Here is a 17,299-nt window from a genome sequence, read left to right as displayed (position 1 = left end):
AGGTCGCAGCCCCCTGGTCAATCGCAAGACGAGCCGTAAATTCCCTCTCCATCAAAGGCTTTTGCTGTGCCATCCTTCGCACGCAACGGCGAATCTCGGACTAAAAAGCGGCCTCTCCTTGCAGTTTTACCCACGCTCAGAATCAATCAGCCTGTCGCAGAAGCGCCGTCGGCGCTCCCTTGCGCGCGGGCGGCTGACTCTCGCCATGGGCCTGTTCGGCGTTGCCTTCATCCTCCTGACCTTCGGCTACATCGCCTGGGAACAGCGCAACCGCCTCATCCAGCGCAATGAGGATGACCTTCGCAACGCGGCTTTCTTCCTGGCCGATCACACCGCAAGGCTCCTGGAGGTCACGGACCTGACCTTGAAGCAGGCCATGGCGCTGATGCAGGGACAGAGTTGGGATCAGGTGGAAGCATCGCAGCCTCTCTGGCAGCAGATTCATGCCGTCGAGGAGGCGCTACCTTATATCGACGACGTTCTGCTGAATGATTCGAGCGGTCGCCTGCGTCTGACGTCCGCTCGGTTTCCTACCCCTGAAGTGAACGTGTCCGGGCGCGATGCATTCACCGCCCAGATGAACAGGGATCAGGGCCTGTTCGTAGGTGAGCCGATCCTCGGGCGCGTCACGAAGGTTCCGACCTTCATGATCAGCCGTCGCCTGCAGGGCAGCGATGGTGCGTTCGGCGGCATCGCGTCGGTGACCGTGACCTTGTCCTACTTCTACGATTATTGGTCCAAGGTGCGGTTGCCCCGTGGCAGCCGGGTGGTGCTCATGCGCGGCTCGGATGCAGAGGTCATCGCCCAGTATCCGCCACCGCCCGACGGGCTGTCGTTTGCCCCCATCGACAAATCCGCTTTCGACGCGGCTTTGCGCACCACTTCCCAGGCCGGTCTCTACTCCTTCATCAGCCTGGGCAGCGAACGTGTTGGAGCCTATCGGCAGGTCGGCGCAATGCCGCTCTACATCAATGTCAGCATGCCGCGGGATGCCTATTGGACGCCTTGGTTCGTCCAGACGCGGCTCTATGGCGCTTTCGCCCTGGTCGCTTTGCTGGCCCTTCTGGCCCTGACGACCTTGGCCTCGCAGCAGTTCCACGAGCAGGCGGCGAACGCAGCTCTTCTCGAGAGGCAGGTTTCGTTGCGCACCCATGAGCTGCGAACCGAGACCGCAGCCCTGGAAATTCTCAACCGGACAGGCAGTGTTCTTGCGGCGGAACTCGATCTTGATCGCATCATCGAAAGTGTCGTCGATGCCGGTATCGAGCTGACCGAGGCGCAGGCAGGAGCCTTCTTTTGCGGGGCGGCTCAGGGAAGGAGGGCTCATTACAGCAAGTCTGCCGTCGAGGGTTTCGATGCGGCTTTCGCGGCCCTCGACATCCGGGCCATCTGTGCGCCAGCGTTCACGGAAGGCAGGACGGTCCGCCTGGACAACATCGCCGTCGAGCAAGGCTATGACGGCACACCCTTTACGATGGATGCCACCCCTGGCCACCCGGTGATCCGCAGCCTGATGGCGGTCCCCATCCTGCTGCGCAACGGCGGGACCCACGGCGTTCTCGTCTTCGGCCATGATCGGTCTGGAATCTTCAATGCGCGGTCCGAGCGCCTGCTTGCAGGCCTGACATCGCAGGCCTCCATCGCCCTTGAGAACAGCCGCCTCTATCGTGATGCCCAGACCGAGATCGAGGAGCGCAAGCAGGCCCAGACCCAGCAATCCCTGCTGATCCGCGAGCTCCATCACCGGGTGAAGAACACGCTGGCCACCGTCCAGGCCGTGGTGGGGGCAACCGCACGCTCAGCTCTGAACATCGACGATTTCTATCAGGCCTTCGTCGGGCGCATCATCTCGCTTGCCAATACCCACTCCCTGCTGACCGAGGCTGTGTGGCAGACGGCTTCCTTACGCGAGATCTTGGGGAAGGAGCTGCGCCCCTACAACGACGTCAGAGGCCAGCGGATCACCCTGACCGGGCCTGCGGTCGAACTGCCGTCGGACGCGGCCGTGCCCATCGGCATGGCGATTCACGAGCTGACCACCAACGCGGCCAAGTACGGCGCCCTGTCGCAGTCCCGCGGCAAGGTGTCCGTCTCCTGGGAGACGGAGCCAGCCGAGGAGGGCACGAGGCTCAAGCTCGTCTGGGAGGAAAGCGGCGGGCCTGCGGTTTCGGCTCCGACCAGACAGGGCTTCGGCTCGCGCCTGCTTCACCGGGTGCTGGCGACGCAGCTGAATGCCCAGGTGGACATGGATTTTCGGCCAGAAGGCCTCAAGGTGGCGCTCGACACTGTTCTCAAGAACGAGCCCAACAAGGGTCCGGCGCTCTGAGAGGCGTTGGTTTTCTGCAAACGCGGCTTGCGGCGGGGCGCGCCAATGTGATGGCGGTTTCGGTTGGCGGATGGGCCTGAAACTCCTATCTAGGCGGCATCGGGAGCGGAATTCGGTGCGGATTCCGTGGCCAAGGGGCTTTATTTTATGAACGAGACCGTGAATCTGACCGATCTGCGCCAGGGCGTCCGCCCGGTGGACCATCCACCCGTGAGGGCCGGGCGGATCGGCGTGCTTCTGATGAATCTGGGCACTCCCGAGGGCACGGGCTACTGGCCCATGCGCCGCTACCTGAAGGAGTTCCTCTCCGACCGGCGCGTCATCGAGACTCCCCGTCTCCTGTGGTGGCCGATCCTCAACCTGATCATCCTGACCAAGCGTCCCGGTCCCAAAGGCCGCGACTATGCCTCGATCTGGAACAACGAACGCGACGAGGGGCCGCTCAAGACCATCACCCGCAACCAGGCGGAGAAGGTGACGCAGCACCTGAAGAGCATCGCGGGTGACAGGATCACGGTCGATTGGGCCATGCGCTACGGCAAGCCCGAGGTGCGCGAGCGCATCCAGGCGCTCCTCGACCAGGGCTGCGACCGCATCCTTCTCGTGCCGCTCTATCCCCAATACGCCGCCGCCACCTCGGCCACTGCCTGCGACCAGGCTTTCCGGGCCCTCATGGACATGCGCTGGCAGCCAACCGTGCGCGTCTCGCCGCCTTATCATGACGATCCGGTCTATATCGAGTCCGTGGTTGCCTCGATGAAGAAGGAACTGGCGAAGCTCCCCTTCGAGCCGGAGGTGATCCTCGTCTCCTTCCACGGCGTGCCGAAGGAATACCTGCTGAAAGGCGATCCCTATCACTGCCAATGCGTGAAGACCTGGCGCCTCATGCGCGAGGCTTTCGGCTGGTCGCCGGACAGGTTCCGCATGAGCTTCCAGTCCCGGTTCGGCACGGCGGAATGGCTGCAGCCCTACACGGACAAGACCGTGGAGGCGCTCGCGAAAAGCGGCGTGAAGCGTATGGCCATCGTGGCACCGGGCTTCTCGGCGGATTGCCTGGAAACTCTCGAGGAGCTCGACGGCGAGAACCGCGAGATCTTCATGCACAACGGCGGCGAGCAATTCGCCTATCTGCCCTGCCTCAATGACAGCGATGACGGCATGCGCGTGATCAATCATATTGTGGAGCGCGAGCTGCAAGGCTGGCTCTAATCAGCTGAAAATCACAAACCTCCTCAGGATGAGGGCTGAAGGCTTACTCAGCCGCGTCGTGCGGCAACGCTCTAGGACTCCAGCCCTCTTTGCGCTAGCGTGAGCCCTCTGCAACGACGTTGCCTTGAGGGCTTCATGCTGGTGAGTGGTTTCGACATCTTCGTCATCGTTCTGGTGCTGGTGGTCGTGGTGACGATCGCCATGGGCATCCGGACGGTTCCGCAGGGCTATGCCTATACGGTGGAGCGGTTCGGGCGCTATTCGCGGACGCTCACCCCCGGCCTCGGGCTGATCGTGCCCTATATCGATCAGATCGGCAAAAAGGTGAATGTCATGGAGCAGGTGCTCGACATTCCGAGCCAGGAGGCCTTCACCCGGGACAATGCGGGCGTCACCATCGATGCGGCCGCCTTCTATCAGATCCTCGATCCCGCCCGCGCCTCCTACGAGGTTTCGGACATGAACCAGGCCCTGCTGGTTCTGACCATGACCAACATCCGCACGGTGGTCGGCTCGATGGACCTCGACCAGCTGCTGTCTCATCGCGACGAGATCAATGAGCGTCTCCTGCGGGTCATGGATGCCGCCGCCTCGCCCTGGGGCGCCAAGGTCACCCGCGTCGAGATCAAGGACATCCTCCCGCCACAGGATCTCGCGGGCGCCATGGCGCGGCAGATGAAGGCCGAACGCGAGAAGCGCGCCGCCGTTCTCGAAGCGGAGGGCCTGCGCCAGGCGGAGATCCTGCGCGCCGAGGGCCAAAAGCAGTCGCAGATCCTGGCGGCAGAGGGCCGCAAGGAAGCGGCGTTCCGCGATGCGGAAGCCCGCGAACGGCAGGCGGAGGCCGAGGCGAAAGCCACCGGCATGGTCAGCGATGCCATCACCAAAGGGGATCTTGCGGCCGCCAATTTCATCGTGGCGGAGAAATACATCGAGGCGATCCGCGCTCTTGCGTCAGCTCCGAACCAGAAAGTAGTGATCGTGCCCATCGAGGCGGCCGGGTTGGCCGGAACGCTCGGCGGCATTGCCGAACTCACCAAGTCGGTGTTCGGTGAGGGTGGGGCGAGCTCCAACCGGCCCTCCCGCACTGTCCCAACCGTGACGGGAGGAAGCGAGCGCTCATGATCCAGGATGCCTTCATCAGCCTCGGAGCCTGGGCCTGGATCATCCTCGGGGTGCTTTTAATCGGGGTCGAGCTTGTAGCGCCGGGCTCGTTCTTCATCTGGCTCGGGCTGGCCGCCATCGTGACCGGATTGTTCGATGCGGTGCTGGGACTCTCCTGGCAGGCTTCGGCGCTGCTCTTTGCTCTTCTCTGTGTCGCAGCGGTCATCCTGGGGCGGGCGGTCACCCGCTCCAGAACACAGGATGAGCCTCAGGCCGAGATGCTCAACCGCCGTGGCCAATCCCTTGTGGGCCGGGTCTTCACCCTCGAAACACCCATCAAGGACGGGGAGGGGCGCATCCGGGTCGATGACAGCTCCTGGCGCGTGACAGGAGCCGACCGGTTCGCCGGCGCCAAGGTGCGCGTGGTTCGGATCGAAGGTACGACACTGGTGGTTGATGATCCTTAATTAGGCTGCACCGGCGCGCAGCAGGTCGAGATAATGCACGAGGCCAATGGGTCGGTTGTGCTCGACCACGATCAGGGCCGTGATCCGGGAGGCCTCTTCCATCTCGAGGGCGCTGGCCACGAGGGCATCCGGCGCGATGGTGCGCGGCGTCTTCGTCATGATGGCGGTGACCGGCAGCGTCGCGAGATCGGGCCTCAGGTTGCGGCGCAGGTCGCCGTCGGTGACGATGCCAGCAAGTGTGCCGTCGCCGTTCACCACGATCACGGCGCCAAAACCCTTACGGCCAATCTCCTCGATGGCCTCGCCCATGCGTGCCTCAATGCCGACGACCGGCAGGCGCTCGTCCTTGTGCATGATCTCGCGCACGAGCTTGAGTCGCGCCCCGAGCTTTCCGCCCGGATGGAAGACCCGGAAGTTGTCGGCCGTAAACCCGCGCCGTTCCAGCAGGGCGACCGCCAGGGCGTCGCCCAGCGCCAGCTGGATCGTGGTTGAGGTGGTCGGCGCCAACCCGTTGGGGCAGGCCTCCTTGGCCTTCGGCAGCGTCAGGCATATGTCGGCTGCGCGCCCGAGCGTCGATTCCGCGTTCGAGGTGAGCGCGATCAGGGGTACGCGGAAACGTCGCGAATAGCCGATGATGTCGGCAAGCTCCGCCGTTTCCCCCGACCATGAGAGGGCGATGATGACGTCATCCGTCTGGATCATGCCCAGATCGCCGTGGCTCGCCTCCGCCGGATGGACATAATGGGCGGGGGTGCCGGTGGACGCGAAGGTGGCGGTCATCTTGCGGCCCACATGGCCGGACTTGCCCATGCCGGTGACGATTACCCGGCCCTTGGCCGCCGCGATCGTCTCGACTGCAGCCGTGAAGAAGGAGCCGAGGCCGTTGCCGATGGCCTCCATCAGGATCGTCAGGCCGTCCCGCTCGGTCTCGAGCGTGCGCAGGGCCGATTGAATGGCCGGATCGGGCGAGTGGGATGCGGGTTTTGCGAGTGCCATGGCCGCCCTTTAGCATAGGCGGGCGGCCATGCGGAACCCTTCGGGGTGTTTACTTCTGCCGCAGCAGCGCTTCCAGCTCGCGGCGGAACTCGACTGAGAGCTCCTCCCGCTCCAGGGCATAGGCCACGTTGGCCATGAGGAAGCCGATCTTCGAGCCGGTATCGTAGGTCTTCCCCTGGTACTTCATGCCGAAGAAGGGCTGCTCCTTCATGAGGCGGATCATGGAATCCGTGAGCTGGATCTCGTTGCCGGCGCCGCGCTCCTGGGTCGAGAGCAGGTCGAAGACCTCGGGCTGCAGGATGTAGCGGCCGGAGATGATGTAGTTGGATGGCGCCGTGCCCTTCGGGGGCTTCTCCACCATGCCGGTGATCTCGAAGGTCTGGCCGAACTCCTGGCCCACCGAGACGATGCCGTATTGGTGAGTCTGGTCCTCGGGCACCTCCTCCACGGCGATGATGTTGCCACCGTGCTTCTCATAGGCCGCGATCATCTGCTCCATGGAGCCGCGGCTCAGCATATCGGGCAGGATCACCGCGAAAGGCTCATCGCCCACCAGCTCGCGGGCACACCAGACCGCATGGCCCAAGCCTAAAGGCTCCTGCTGGCGGGTGAAGCTCGTCTGGCCGGCCTGGGGCTGGTCCCTGGCCAGGGTCTCCAGCTCCTTGGTCTTGTTGCGACCTTCGAGGGTGCGGTTGAGCTCGTAGGCGATGTCGAAATGATCCTCGATCACGGCCTTGTTGCGGCCGGTCACGAAGATGAAGTGCTCGATTCCGGCGGCGCGGGCCTCATCGACCACGTGCTGCACGACGGGACGATCGACGACGCACAGCATCTCCTTGGGCACAGCCTTGGTGGCGGGCAGGAACCGGGTCCCGAGACCGGCGACAGGCAGGACTGCTTTGCGGATACGCTTCATTGAGTGAGCCATGATTGAGCAGAAAGGTGGAGGGATAATCTAAGACAGGACCCGGAAAAGGAAACCGACAAAGGTCAAGCTTCGGTGACCCATAACGCGCTACGTCCCGGCTTGTTTCATCGCCGTGCTTCTTCATTGAAGCTCTGGACCTGAATTGAAGCTGAAGCGTTGTGGTTAACCTGCCGGGCAGGCAGTTTCAGGGAGAAGGACATGGCGGTTCTGGTGACGGGCGGCGCGGGCTATATCGGCAGCCACATGGTGCTCGAGCTTCTGGAGGCGGGCGAGACGGTAGTGGTGCTTGACAACCTGTCGACGGGCTTCCGCTGGGCCGTGCCGCAGGAGGCCACCTTCGTCACCGGCGACGTGAGCGACCAAGCCCTCGTGTCCAGCCTCATCGATGAGCACCGCATCGACAGCATCCTGCATTTCGCCGCCAGGATCGTGGTGCCGGAATCCGTCACCGACCCGCTGGGCTATTATTTCAACAACACCGTGAAGACCCGGGCGCTGATCGAGACGGCTGTTCAAAAGGGCATCAAAAACTTCGTCTTTTCCTCAACGGCAGCGGTCTACGGCAATGCGGAGGCGCCTCTGCTGACCGAGGACATGCCGCTCGTGCCGATCAACCCTTACGGCCGCAGCAAGCTGATGTCCGAATGGATGCTGCAGGATGCCCATACGGCTCATGGCCTGCGCTATGCCATCCTGCGCTACTTCAACGTTGCCGGGGCCGACCCGAAGGGCCGCTCCGGCCAGTCGACCCCGCAGGCGACGCACCTCATCAAGGTGGCGGCCCAAGCGGCGCTCGGCCAGCGGCCCTATCTCGATGTGTTCGGCACGGATTACGCCACGCCGGACGGCACCTGCGTGCGCGACTACATCCAGGTCAACGACTTGGCCCGCGCCCACCTTGTGGCTCTCCAGCATCTCCGCGACGGCGGCGAGAGCACGGTCATGAACTGCGGCTACGGTCACGGCGCCTCGGTGCTGGAGGTCGTGGATGTGGTCAAGAAGGTGTCCGGTGTCGATTTCGAGGTTCGCCGGAGCCCGCGCCGGCCCGGCGATCCGGCCCAACTCGTGGCGAAGGTCGACCGGATCCGCGACCTTGGCTGGACGCCTCAGCACGACGATCTGGAGGCGATCGTCGATCAGGCGCTGCGTTGGGAGCAGGCTCTGGCGGGTCGAAAAGCCGCATAGGACCCTCCCTATAAGGCTAGGTGTCAACCGGCTGTTAACTCTCGTAGTGTCGCAATGGCGGGACAACCTGTCCTGTTTCCGTGAGCGACTCCCATGCGCCAGCCGCTTTTCCTGGTGCGCCGCCTGTCCGGCGCCCTCCTTCTCGGTCTGACCCTCACCGCTGGTGTGGAGCTCGGAGCCTCCTCCGTTCAGGCGCAGGAAGCGTCCCAGGCCGGGTTCCAGCGCTTCGTGCAGGGGCTCTGGCCGGAGGCCAGGGCAAGGGGCGTTTCTCAGGCGACCTTCAACGAGGCTTTCCGGGGCGTCGAGCCGGATGTCAAGATCATCGCGCTCACCCGTAAGCAATCCGAGTTCGTCCGCCCGATCTGGGACTACATCAATGGATCCATCTCCACGGAGCGCCTGAAGCGCGGCCGGGAGATGGCCGCCGAATGGTCGAAGACCCTTGGGATGGTCGAGAAGACCTATGGCGTTCCGCGCGCCGTGGTGCTCGGCGTCTGGGGCATGGAAACCAATTACGGCAGCTTCACCGGTTCGATCTATGCCATCCGGGCGCTGTCGACCCTGGCCTATACGGGCTATCGCGCCGACTTCTTCCGGGAGGAACTGCTCACCGCGCTCCAGATCCTGGAGCAGGAGCATGTGGACCGCTCCAAGATGCTGGGCTCCTGGGCCGGCGCCATGGGCCAGACTCAGTTCATGCCCTCGAGCTTCATGAAGTACGCCGTCGACGGCAACCGGGACGGCGTGCGGGACATCTGGTCGTCGGTGCCGGACGCCATGGCGTCCACGGCCAATTACCTGCGCAAGCAGGGCTGGGAGCCGGGGCTCCCCTGGGGCTTCGAGGTCCAGCTGCCGAAGGGCTTCGATTTCCGCTACTTGAAGCTGAATTTCGCCCAGTGGCAGACGCTCGGCCTGCGCCGGGCCGACGGAAAGGCTATGCCGCGGGCGGGCGAGGCTTCCCTGTTCCTGCCGGGCGGAGCGAACGGACCGGCCTTCCTGGTCACCAAGAACTACGACGTGATCAAGACCTACAATTCGTCCGACGCCTATGCCATGGGCGTGGCGCATCTCGGCGACCGGCTCATGGGCGGGCAGCCGATCCAGGCCGCCTGGCCCAAGGAGCCCATGCTGGACAAGGATCAGCGCCAGGAATTGCAGGAGCGCCTGGCCCGTCTCGGCTTCTATGAGGGCGATACGGACGGCAAGTTCGGCTCCAAGACCCGGGAGGCCGTGCGGAACTTCCAGCTTCGGCGTGGTTTGATCCCAGATGGCTATGCGGATTATGCTGTCCTACGCGAACTGCGCGCGACCCGCTGACGGCTCTACCCCAGGCCGGTCCGGACCAAAATGGAACCGCCTATGAGAATCGCGTCGATTCTTCACCGTACGACCCTGGCCCTGCTCCTGGTGGCGGGTGGGTTCGACGCGGCCTTGGCGCAGTCCGGCTATTACCAGCAGCCGGGCTACCGGGATCCACGGGCTTATCCGCCCGGCTACTATCCTGGAAAGCTCGTCCAGCCGGCTCAACCGCAGCAGGGCTTCAGTCTCAGGCGTTTCTTCGGCGCTCAGGAAGAGCCTCCGCCGCCGGCGCGCGCGCCCGTTTCGAGACCCCGCAGGTCCACGCCTCCCCCGGCGGCCGTTGCCAAGCAAGAGAAGCCGAAGGTCAATCCGAGCACCCATGTGGTGGTGTTCGGCGATGCCCTGGCAAGCTATGCCCGGCAGGGGCTCGATGCCCATTTCAGCGATGACCAGGATGTCGCCGTCGTCTCCAAGGTCAGAAGCGACACAAATCTCGTTCGCAGCGACCCCGCCGACTGGCCCAACTTCATCAAGGCCACCCTCGACGGCGGGCAGAAAACCTCCATCGCGGTCCTCATGCTGGGGACGAACGACCGGCAGTCGATCCGGGACGTCGAGGAGAGCGTCGAGCCCCTGTCCGACCGCTGGAAAGAACTCTACCGGCAGCGCATCGATGCGATCACGGGCGTTCTGAAGGAGCGCAAGATCCCCTTCGTCTGGATCGGCCTGCCGCCCATGAAGAACAGCAAGATTTCCGACGATCTCGTTGCCATGAACGAGATCTACAAGGAGAGCGTCCAGCGCAACGGCGGGGTCTATGTGGACATCTGGCCGGGCTTCGTGGACGAGGATAACCGCTACACCGATATCGGCCCGGACGTGGACGGGGATCCAACCAAACTTCGAACCAACGAAGGGGTGTTCTTCACCCGGGCCGGCGCCCGGAAAGTGGCCTTCTTCGCCGATACGGAAATCAAGCGGGTCCTAGGCCTGGGCAGTACGGCCACAGCAACCGCTCCCGCGCAGATCGCCCCTGCCGATGGATCGGCCGCGCCGACCATCGAGGCGGCCGTGCCGCCTCCGCCGGACGCCGCCGCTCCGGTCGCCCTGCCGCAGAAGCCTCTGGTCGGGCCGGTTCTGCCGCTGACCCGACAGGACGTCGCACCCGGAGGCACCCTCGTGTCGGCTCCGCCGAAGCTGACCGGCGACAATGCTTATACGGTCCAGCGCGCCCTGCGGGTTGGAATCGCCCCCAGTTCACGCCCCGGTCGGGCGGATGATTTCCGCTGGCCGAATCCGTAAGGACTGTTCTGGAAACAAAAGCGGCGGCTCACCCTGGGATGAGCCGCCGCTTTTTGTTTCATGAAAGAGCGCGCACCTATACCGGCAGGGTGCTGGACCCCATCAGGAAGGTGTCGATGGAGCGCGCGGCCTGGCGGCCTTCGCGGATCGCCCACACCACCAGCGACTGGCCGCGGCGCATGTCGCCCGCCACGAAGACCTTGTCGTTCGAGGTCCTGTAGCTCCTGTCGTCGGCCACCACGTTGCCGCGGCGGTCCATGGCCACGCCCGACTGTTCCAGCAGGCCTTCCTTCACCGAGCCGGCAAAGCCGATGGCGATGAAGACGAGGTCGGCCTTGAGGATGAACTCGCTGCCTGGAATGGGCTGGCGCTTCTCGTCCACGCGGGCGCATTGCACGCCGGAAACGCGGCCCTTCTTGCCGACGACGCCGAGTGTCGCGGCCTGGAACTCGCGCTCCGCGCCTTCGGCTTGGCTGGAGGAGGTGCGCATCTTCGTCGGCCAGTAGGGCCACACGGTGAGCTTGTCCTCCCGCTCCGGCGGCTTGGGACGGATGTCGAGCTGAGTCACGGAGAGCGCACCCTGGCGGAACGCGGTGCCGACGCAATCGGAGGCCGTGTCGCCGCCGCCGATCACCACCACATGCTTGCCGCCTGCAAGGATTGGCTCCTGGGTAACCTCCTCATGGCCCACGCGCTGGTTGGCCTGGGTCAGGTAGGGCATCGCGTAATAGACGCCGGCGAGATCCTGTCCCGGTAGGTTCGGGTTGCGCGGATCCTCCGCGCCGCCGGCGAACAGCACCGCGTCGAACTCGTTGTGAAGCGACGCGAAGCTGCGGTCGACTCCGATATTGACGCCGCAATGGAAGATGACGCCTTCGGCTTCCATCTGCTTCACGCGGCGGTCGATGTGGTATTTCTCCATCTTGAAGTCCGGGATGCCGTAGCGCAGCAGGCCGCCGGGCTTCGCCTGACGCTCGAAAACATGCACCTCGTGACCCGCGCGGGCGAGCTGCTGGGCAGCCGCCATGCCGGCAGGCCCTGAGCCGATCACGGCCACGCGCTTGCCGGTCGAAACGTCGGCCGGCTCCGGCTTGATGAAGCCCATCTCCCAGGCCTTGTCGGCGATGGCCTGTTCGATGGTCTTGATGGTGACGGGCTGGTTTTCGAGGTTGAGCGTACAGGCTTCCTCGCACGGGGCGGGGCAGATGCGGCCCGTGAATTCGGGGAAGTTGTTGGTGGTGTGGAGGTTGCGCGCAGCCTCCTCCCAATCGTCGGACCAGACCAGATCGTTCCAGTCGGGGATCTGGTTGTGCACCGGACATCCTGTCGGCCCGTGGCAGAACGGGATGCCGCAATCCATGCAGCGCCCCGCCTGCTTCTTCAGATCGCTGTCGTCGAGGGGCAGCGTGAATTCGCGGAAGTGGCGCACGCGCTCACCGGCGAGCTGATACTTCTGCTCTTGCCGGTCGTATTCGAGAAAGCCTGTGACCTTGCCCATGGGTTTGCCCCTTAATCCTTATTCCGCCGCCTGCAGGTTCCGGAGACGATCCATCTCCTGGAGCGCGCGGCGATACTCGACCGGCATGACCTTCACGAACTTGGTGCGGTAGGTCGTCCAGTTGTCGAGGATCTCCTTGGCGCGCGTCGAGCCCGTATAGGTGTGATGATTGGTGATGAGCTGCATCAGGCGCTCTTCATCGGGGCCGGACATGTTGGCCATGATGTCGATGCGGCCCTTGGTCTCCAGATCGCCGCCGTGATGGTGGAGGCGGCGCATCAGGTCCTCCTCCTCCTCGACGGGTTCGAGATCGACCATGGACAGGTTGCAGCGCTTGGTGAACGTGCCATCCTCGTCGAGCACATAGGCGATGCCGCCGGACATGCCCGCCGCGAAGTTGCGGCCGGTCTGACCGAGCACGACCACGAGGCCGCCGGTCATGTATTCGCAGCCGTGATCGCCTGTGCCCTCGACGACCGCGATGGCGCCCGAGTTGCGCACGGCGAAACGCTCGCCGGCCACGCCGCGGAAATAGGCTTCGCCCGCAATCGCGCCGTACATCACCGTGTTACCGACCACGATGGAGCGCTCAGGCAGCGCCTTGGACCGGGTCGAGGGGCTGATGATGATCTTGCCGCCCGACAGGCCCTTGCCGACATAATCGTTGGCCTCGCCTTCGAGGTTGAGCGTAACGCCGGCCGCGAGCCATGCGCCGAAGCTCTGGCCTGCGGTGCCCCTCAGCTTCACGGTGATCGTGTCGTCGGGCAGACCTTCGTGGCCGTAGCGCTTGGCGACTTCGCCGGAGAGCATCGCGCCCACCGTGCGGTCGGAGCTTTTCACTGTCGATTCGATGGTGACTGCTTCGCCGTTCTCCAGCGCGGGACCGGCCTGCGCGATGAACGTGCGGTCGAGCACGTTGGCGATCGGATGAACCTGACGCTCCTGATGGCGGATCGCCACGTTCGAGCCGACATCCGGCTTGTGGAACAGCTTGGTGAAGTCGAGGCCCTTCGCTTTCCAGTGATCGATGGCTGCGTTCTTATCGAGGAGATCGGAATGGCCGATCATCTCGTCGATCGTTCGGAAGCCCATCTCGGCCATCAGCTCGCGCACTTCCTCGGCGACGAAGAAGAAGTAGTTGATGACGTGCTCCGGAAGGCCCTTGAAGCGCTTGCGCAGCACCGGATCCTGCGTGGCGACGCCCACCGGGCAGGTGTTGAGATGGCACTTGCGCATCATGATGCAGCCGGCTGCGATCAGTGGCGCGGTCGAGAAGCCGTATTCGTCGGCGCCGAGCAGCGCGGCGATCACCACGTCGCGGCCCGTGCGCAGGCCGCCGTCGGCCTGCAGCGCCACGCGGCCGCGCAGGCGGTTGAGCACGAGGGTCTGCTGGGTCTCGGCGAGGCCGATCTCCCAGGGCGAACCCGCATGCTTGAGCGAGGTGAGGGGAGAGGCACCGGTGCCGCCCTCGAAGCCGGAGATCGTGATGTGATCGGCCCGCGCCTTGGCAACGCCGGCCGCAACGGTGCCGACGCCGACTTCCGCTACGAGCTTCACCGACACGTCGGCTGACGGGTTCACGTTCTTCAGGTCGAAGATCAGCTGCGCCAGATCCTCGATGGAGTAGATGTCATGGTGCGGCGGCGGCGAGATGAGGCCCACGCCCGGTGTCGAGTGGCGCACCCGGGCGATCTTGGCGTCGACCTTGTGGCCGGGAAGCTGTCCGCCCTCGCCGGGTTTCGCGCCCTGCGCGACCTTGATCTGCATCATGTCGGCATTGACGAGATATTCCGTCGTCACGCCGAAGCGGCCGGAGGCCACCTGCTTGATCGCCGAGCGCTTGGACATGCCGTTCGCCAGGGGACGGAAGCGCTCCGGCTCCTCGCCGCCTTCGCCGGTGTTCGACTTGCCGCCAATGGCGTTCATGGCAAGCGCCAGCGTCTCGTGCGCCTCCTTGGAGATCGACCCGAACGACATGGCGCCGGTGGAGAAGCGCTTCACGATCTCCTGGGCGGTCTCGACCTCGTTGAGCGGCACGGGCGCACGCCCCGTCTCCTCGGCATTCTTGATGCGGAAGAGGCCGCGGATGGTTTTCAGTTCGTTGTCCTGCTCGTTCACCAGGCGGGCATATTCGCGGTAGCGGTCCTGCGCGTTGAGGCGCACGGCGTGCTGCAGCGTCGCGACCGTATCCGGGTTCCAGGCATGCACCTCGCCGCGTGTCCGATAGGCGTATTCGCCGCCCACATCGAGCGCGTTGCGGTAGATCGGGGCGTCGCCGAAGGCGTCGCGGTGGCGGCGGACGTTCTCTTCCGCCACCTCGTCCATGCCGATGCCTTCGATGGTGGTGGCTGTGCCGAAGAAGTCACGGGCCACGAAGTCGGAGCGAAGGCCGACCGCGTCGAAGATCTGCGCGCCGCAATAGGACTGGTAGGTGGAGATGCCCATCTTGGACATCACCTTCAGCAGGCCTTTGCCGATGGATTTGATGTAGCGCTTGATCGCCTCGTCCGCGTCCACCTCTTCCGGCAGCTCGCCGTTCTCGAGCATGTCCGCGATCGACTCGAAGGCGAGATACGGGTTGATCGCTTCCGCACCGTAGCCGGCAAGGCAGGCGAAGTGATGGATCTCGCGCGGCTCACCGCTCTCGACCACGAGACCGACCGAAGTGCGCAGGCCCTTGCGGATCAGGTAGTTGTGAACGGCCGCGGTGGCGAGCAGCGCCGGGATCGGAATACGGTCCGGGCCGACCATGCGGTCGGACAGGATGATGATGTTGTAGCCGCCATGCACTGCCGCTTCCGCGCGGTCGCAGAGGCGGTCGACGGCGCCGTCGAGAGCGGTGGCGCCGAGCTCTGCGTCATAGGTGATGTCGAGGGTCTTGGTGTCGAACCGGTCCTCGAAATGGCCGATGCAGCGGATCTTCTCCAGGTCCTCGTTGGTGAGGATCGGCTGGCGCACTTCGAGACGCTTACGGCGCGACGTGCCTTCGAGGTCGAGGATGTTCGGGCGCGGACCGATGAATGACACGAGGCTCATGACGAGTTCTTCGCGGATCGGATCGATCGGCGGGTTCGTCACCTGGGCAAAGTTCTGCTTGAAATAGGTGTAGAGCAGCTTCGACTTGTCGGAGAGCGCGGAGATCGGCGTGTCCGATCCCATGGAGCCGACCGCCTCTTGCCCGGTAACGGCCATGGGCTGCATGAGGAGCTTGAGATCTTCCGCCGTGTAGCCGAAAGCCTGCTGGCGGTCGAGCAGCGACACGTCCGTGCGCGACTCGCGCGCCTGCACGGGTTTCAGGTCCTCCAGCACGATCTGCGTGCGCTTCAGCCATTCCTTGTAGGGATGAGCATTGGAAAGCTGCTGCTTGATCTCGTCGTCGGAGACGATGCGGCCTTCCTCCAGGTCGATGAGGAGCATCTTGCCCGGCTGCAGGCGCCACTTCTCGACGATCTTCTCCTCCGGGATCGGCAGCACGCCCATCTCGGAGGCGAGCACCACGAGTCCATCGTCGGTCACCAGATAGCGCGCGGGGCGCAGGCCGTTGCGGTCCAGCGTCGCGCCGATCTGCTTGCCGTCCGTGAAGCACACGGCAGCCGGGCCATCCCACGGCTCCATGAGGGCGGCGTGATACTCGTAGAAGGCGCGCCGGTCGTCGTTCATGAGAGGGTTGCCGGCCCAGGCTTCCGGGATCAGCATCATCATCGCGTGCGAGAGCGAGTAGCCGCCGCGTACCAGGAATTCGAGGGCATTATCGAAGCAGGCAGTATCGGACTGGCCCTCGTAGGAGATCGGCCAAAGCTTCGAGATGTCGTTGCCGAACAGCTCCGAGTCGACGGAGGCCTGGCGTGCCGCCATCCAGTTCACGTTGCCGCGCAGCGTGTTGATCTCGCCGTTATGGGCGACCATGCGGTAGGGGTGCGCGAGCTGCCATGTCGGGAAGGTGTTGGTGGCGAAGCGCTGGTGCACGAGGGCGATGGCGCTCTCGAAACGCGGATCCTGAAGGTCGAGGTAGTAGTCGCGCAGCTGCGTGACGAGCACCATGCCCTTGTAGACGATGGTGCGCGAGGACAGGCTCACCGGGTAATAGCCCGCTGTGCGCTCGTCCTTCATGTCGTAGACGGCGTTGGAAATGACCTTACGGGCGATGAACAGGCGGCGCTCGAAAGTCTCGGCGTCATCCATTCCCTTGCCTTTGCCGATGAAGATCTGGCGGTGCAGGGGCTCGGTGGCCTTCACGCCCTCGCCGAGATCGCTCGAGTCGACGGGCACCTCACGCCAGCCGAGCACCTGCAGGCCCTCGTCTGAAATCGCCTTGGCGACGATCTCCTCCACAAGCTTGAAGCCTTCCGGGTTGCGCGGCATGAACAGGTGGCCGACGCCGTACTGTCCTTCCTCAGGCAGCCAGATGCCGACCTTGGCGCATTCGGCGGCGAAGAACTTGTGCGGGACCTGCACAAGAATGCCGCAGCCGTCGCCCATCTTGGGGTCCGCCCCCACCGCACCGCGATGGTCGAGGTTGTGCAGGATGGCCAAACCCTGCTCGACAATGTCGTGCGATCTGCGGTTCTTCATGTCGGCGATGAAGCCGACGCCGCAGGAATCTTGCTCGTTCGAAGGATTGTAGAGGCCTTGGGCTTCCGGGAGGCCAGGATCGCGCACCGTTTTGACCGCATCCGACATCGTGGCCGTGCGGCTCGGCACTTCGATTTCCAGGCTCTTGGTCGGCACGTCGCTCATGGCAGGTCCTTACATCCGAACGCGGTCTTTAAGGTTCTTTGAGGCGGCTTTGAGGCCCGCCGGATGATCGGATCGTCCGGGTGCCCGCCGCTTCTTCGGTCTTCTTCGAGGGGTGGGTCCGGCAGGGGAGCCCGCTCCTCGCGGGCATCCTTTGGGCTTGAGTTCAGCCCAGAGTCGCCCGTCCCGCCCACGCTTTGCGGGCGGCTTTCGTGGTATCTCGTTTCGTTCGCGGCATGCGAAGCATCAAGAAA

11 protein-coding genes are annotated in these 17,299 nt (G+C 64.4%); 7 read left to right on the top strand and 4 right to left on the bottom strand.

Annotated features, from left to right (window positions below; translation table 11 throughout):
• Positions 1-118 precede the first annotated feature (118 nt).
• From FHR70_RS24235 to FHR70_RS22205, 4 genes are all read left to right on the top strand, one after another.
• Complete coding sequence (locus FHR70_RS24235; RefSeq protein ID WP_246408438.1) at positions 119-2,326, top strand: sensor histidine kinase; 2,208 nt, start codon at positions 119-121, stop codon at positions 2,324-2,326.
• 147 nt (positions 2,327-2,473) lie between these two features.
• Positions 2,474-3,535, top strand: coding sequence for a ferrochelatase (gene hemH, locus FHR70_RS22215; protein WP_183454337.1), 1,062 nt, complete (start codon positions 2,474-2,476; stop codon positions 3,533-3,535).
• 135 nt (positions 3,536-3,670) lie between these two features.
• Positions 3,671-4,657: an SPFH domain-containing protein gene (locus tag FHR70_RS22210; RefSeq protein WP_183454335.1), complete on the top strand. Its 987-nt coding sequence runs from the start codon at positions 3,671-3,673 to the stop codon at positions 4,655-4,657.
• On the top strand, positions 4,654-5,103 hold the full coding sequence (locus FHR70_RS22205; RefSeq protein ID WP_183454334.1) for an NfeD family protein: 450 nt from the start codon (positions 4,654-4,656) through the stop codon (positions 5,101-5,103). Before FHR70_RS22210 ends, FHR70_RS22205 begins: the two co-directional genes overlap by 4 nt.
• On the opposite strand, the gene FHR70_RS22200 is transcribed toward FHR70_RS22205, so the two are convergent.
• Positions 5,104-6,099 (bottom strand): KpsF/GutQ family sugar-phosphate isomerase, encoded by a 996-nt coding sequence (locus FHR70_RS22200; RefSeq protein ID WP_183454332.1) that lies wholly within the window; start codon positions 6,097-6,099, stop codon positions 5,104-5,106.
• 49 nt (positions 6,100-6,148) lie between these two features.
• The gene (gene galU, locus FHR70_RS22195; protein ID WP_183454330.1) at positions 6,149-7,015 is read right to left on the bottom strand and encodes a UTP--glucose-1-phosphate uridylyltransferase GalU; all 867 of its coding nucleotides are present in this window, start codon (positions 7,013-7,015) and stop codon (positions 6,149-6,151) included.
• A gap of 210 nt (positions 7,016-7,225) precedes the next feature.
• On the opposite strand from galU, the gene galE reads away from it, so the two are divergent.
• The 3 genes from galE to FHR70_RS22180 all read left to right on the top strand — a co-directional run bounded on the left by galE (position 7,226) and on the right by FHR70_RS22180 (position 10,813).
• Entirely contained in the window at positions 7,226-8,212 is a 987-nt protein-coding gene (galE, locus tag FHR70_RS22190) for a UDP-glucose 4-epimerase GalE (protein WP_183454328.1), read from the top strand.
• Between the two features lie 93 nt (positions 8,213-8,305).
• Positions 8,306-9,529, top strand: a complete 1,224-nt coding sequence (locus tag FHR70_RS22185; protein ID WP_183454326.1) for a lytic murein transglycosylase — start codon at positions 8,306-8,308, stop codon at positions 9,527-9,529.
• Between the two features lie 42 nt (positions 9,530-9,571).
• Positions 9,572-10,813: an SGNH/GDSL hydrolase family protein gene (locus tag FHR70_RS22180; RefSeq protein WP_183454324.1), complete on the top strand. Its 1,242-nt coding sequence runs from the start codon at positions 9,572-9,574 to the stop codon at positions 10,811-10,813.
• Positions 10,814-10,889: 76 nt separating this feature from the next.
• Here FHR70_RS22180 and FHR70_RS22175 read toward each other — a convergent pair whose 3' ends face one another.
• Positions 10,890-12,311: a glutamate synthase subunit beta gene (locus FHR70_RS22175; RefSeq protein WP_183454322.1), complete on the bottom strand. Its 1,422-nt coding sequence runs from the start codon at positions 12,309-12,311 to the stop codon at positions 10,890-10,892.
• An 18-nt stretch (positions 12,312-12,329) separates the two neighbouring features.
• Positions 12,330-17,048, bottom strand: a complete 4,719-nt coding sequence (gltB, locus tag FHR70_RS22170) for a glutamate synthase large subunit (protein ID WP_183454320.1) — start codon at positions 17,046-17,048, stop codon at positions 12,330-12,332.
• Positions 17,049-17,299: the final 251 nt, after the last annotated feature.

Source organism: Microvirga lupini (assembly GCF_014191055.1).
Lineage (GTDB): Bacteria > Pseudomonadota > Alphaproteobacteria > Rhizobiales > Beijerinckiaceae > Microvirga > Microvirga lupini_A.
This window is presented reverse-complemented; position numbering and strand designations above follow the sequence as displayed.

Excerpts from the sequence above, each read along its gene's own strand:
- hemH (WP_183454337.1), top strand. The coding sequence starts at position 2,474 with ATGAACGAGACCGTGAATCTGACCGATCTGCGCCAGGGCGTCCGCCCG.
- FHR70_RS22210 (WP_183454335.1), top strand. The coding sequence starts at position 3,671 with ATGCTGGTGAGTGGTTTCGACATCTTCGTCATCGTTCTGGTGCTGGTG.
- FHR70_RS22205 (WP_183454334.1), top strand. The coding sequence starts at position 4,654 with ATGATCCAGGATGCCTTCATCAGCCTCGGAGCCTGGGCCTGGATCATC.
- FHR70_RS22200 (WP_183454332.1), bottom strand. The coding sequence starts at position 6,099 with ATGGCACTCGCAAAACCCGCATCCCACTCGCCCGATCCGGCCATTCAA.
- galU (WP_183454330.1), bottom strand. The coding sequence starts at position 7,015 with ATGAAGCGTATCCGCAAAGCAGTCCTGCCTGTCGCCGGTCTCGGGACC.
- galE (WP_183454328.1), top strand. The coding sequence starts at position 7,226 with ATGGCGGTTCTGGTGACGGGCGGCGCGGGCTATATCGGCAGCCACATG.
- FHR70_RS22185 (WP_183454326.1), top strand. The coding sequence starts at position 8,306 with ATGCGCCAGCCGCTTTTCCTGGTGCGCCGCCTGTCCGGCGCCCTCCTT.
- FHR70_RS22180 (WP_183454324.1), top strand. The coding sequence starts at position 9,572 with ATGAGAATCGCGTCGATTCTTCACCGTACGACCCTGGCCCTGCTCCTG.
- FHR70_RS22175 (WP_183454322.1), bottom strand. The coding sequence starts at position 12,311 with ATGGGCAAGGTCACAGGCTTTCTCGAATACGACCGGCAAGAGCAGAAG.
- gltB (WP_183454320.1), bottom strand. The coding sequence starts at position 17,048 with ATGAGCGACGTGCCGACCAAGAGCCTGGAAATCGAAGTGCCGAGCCGC.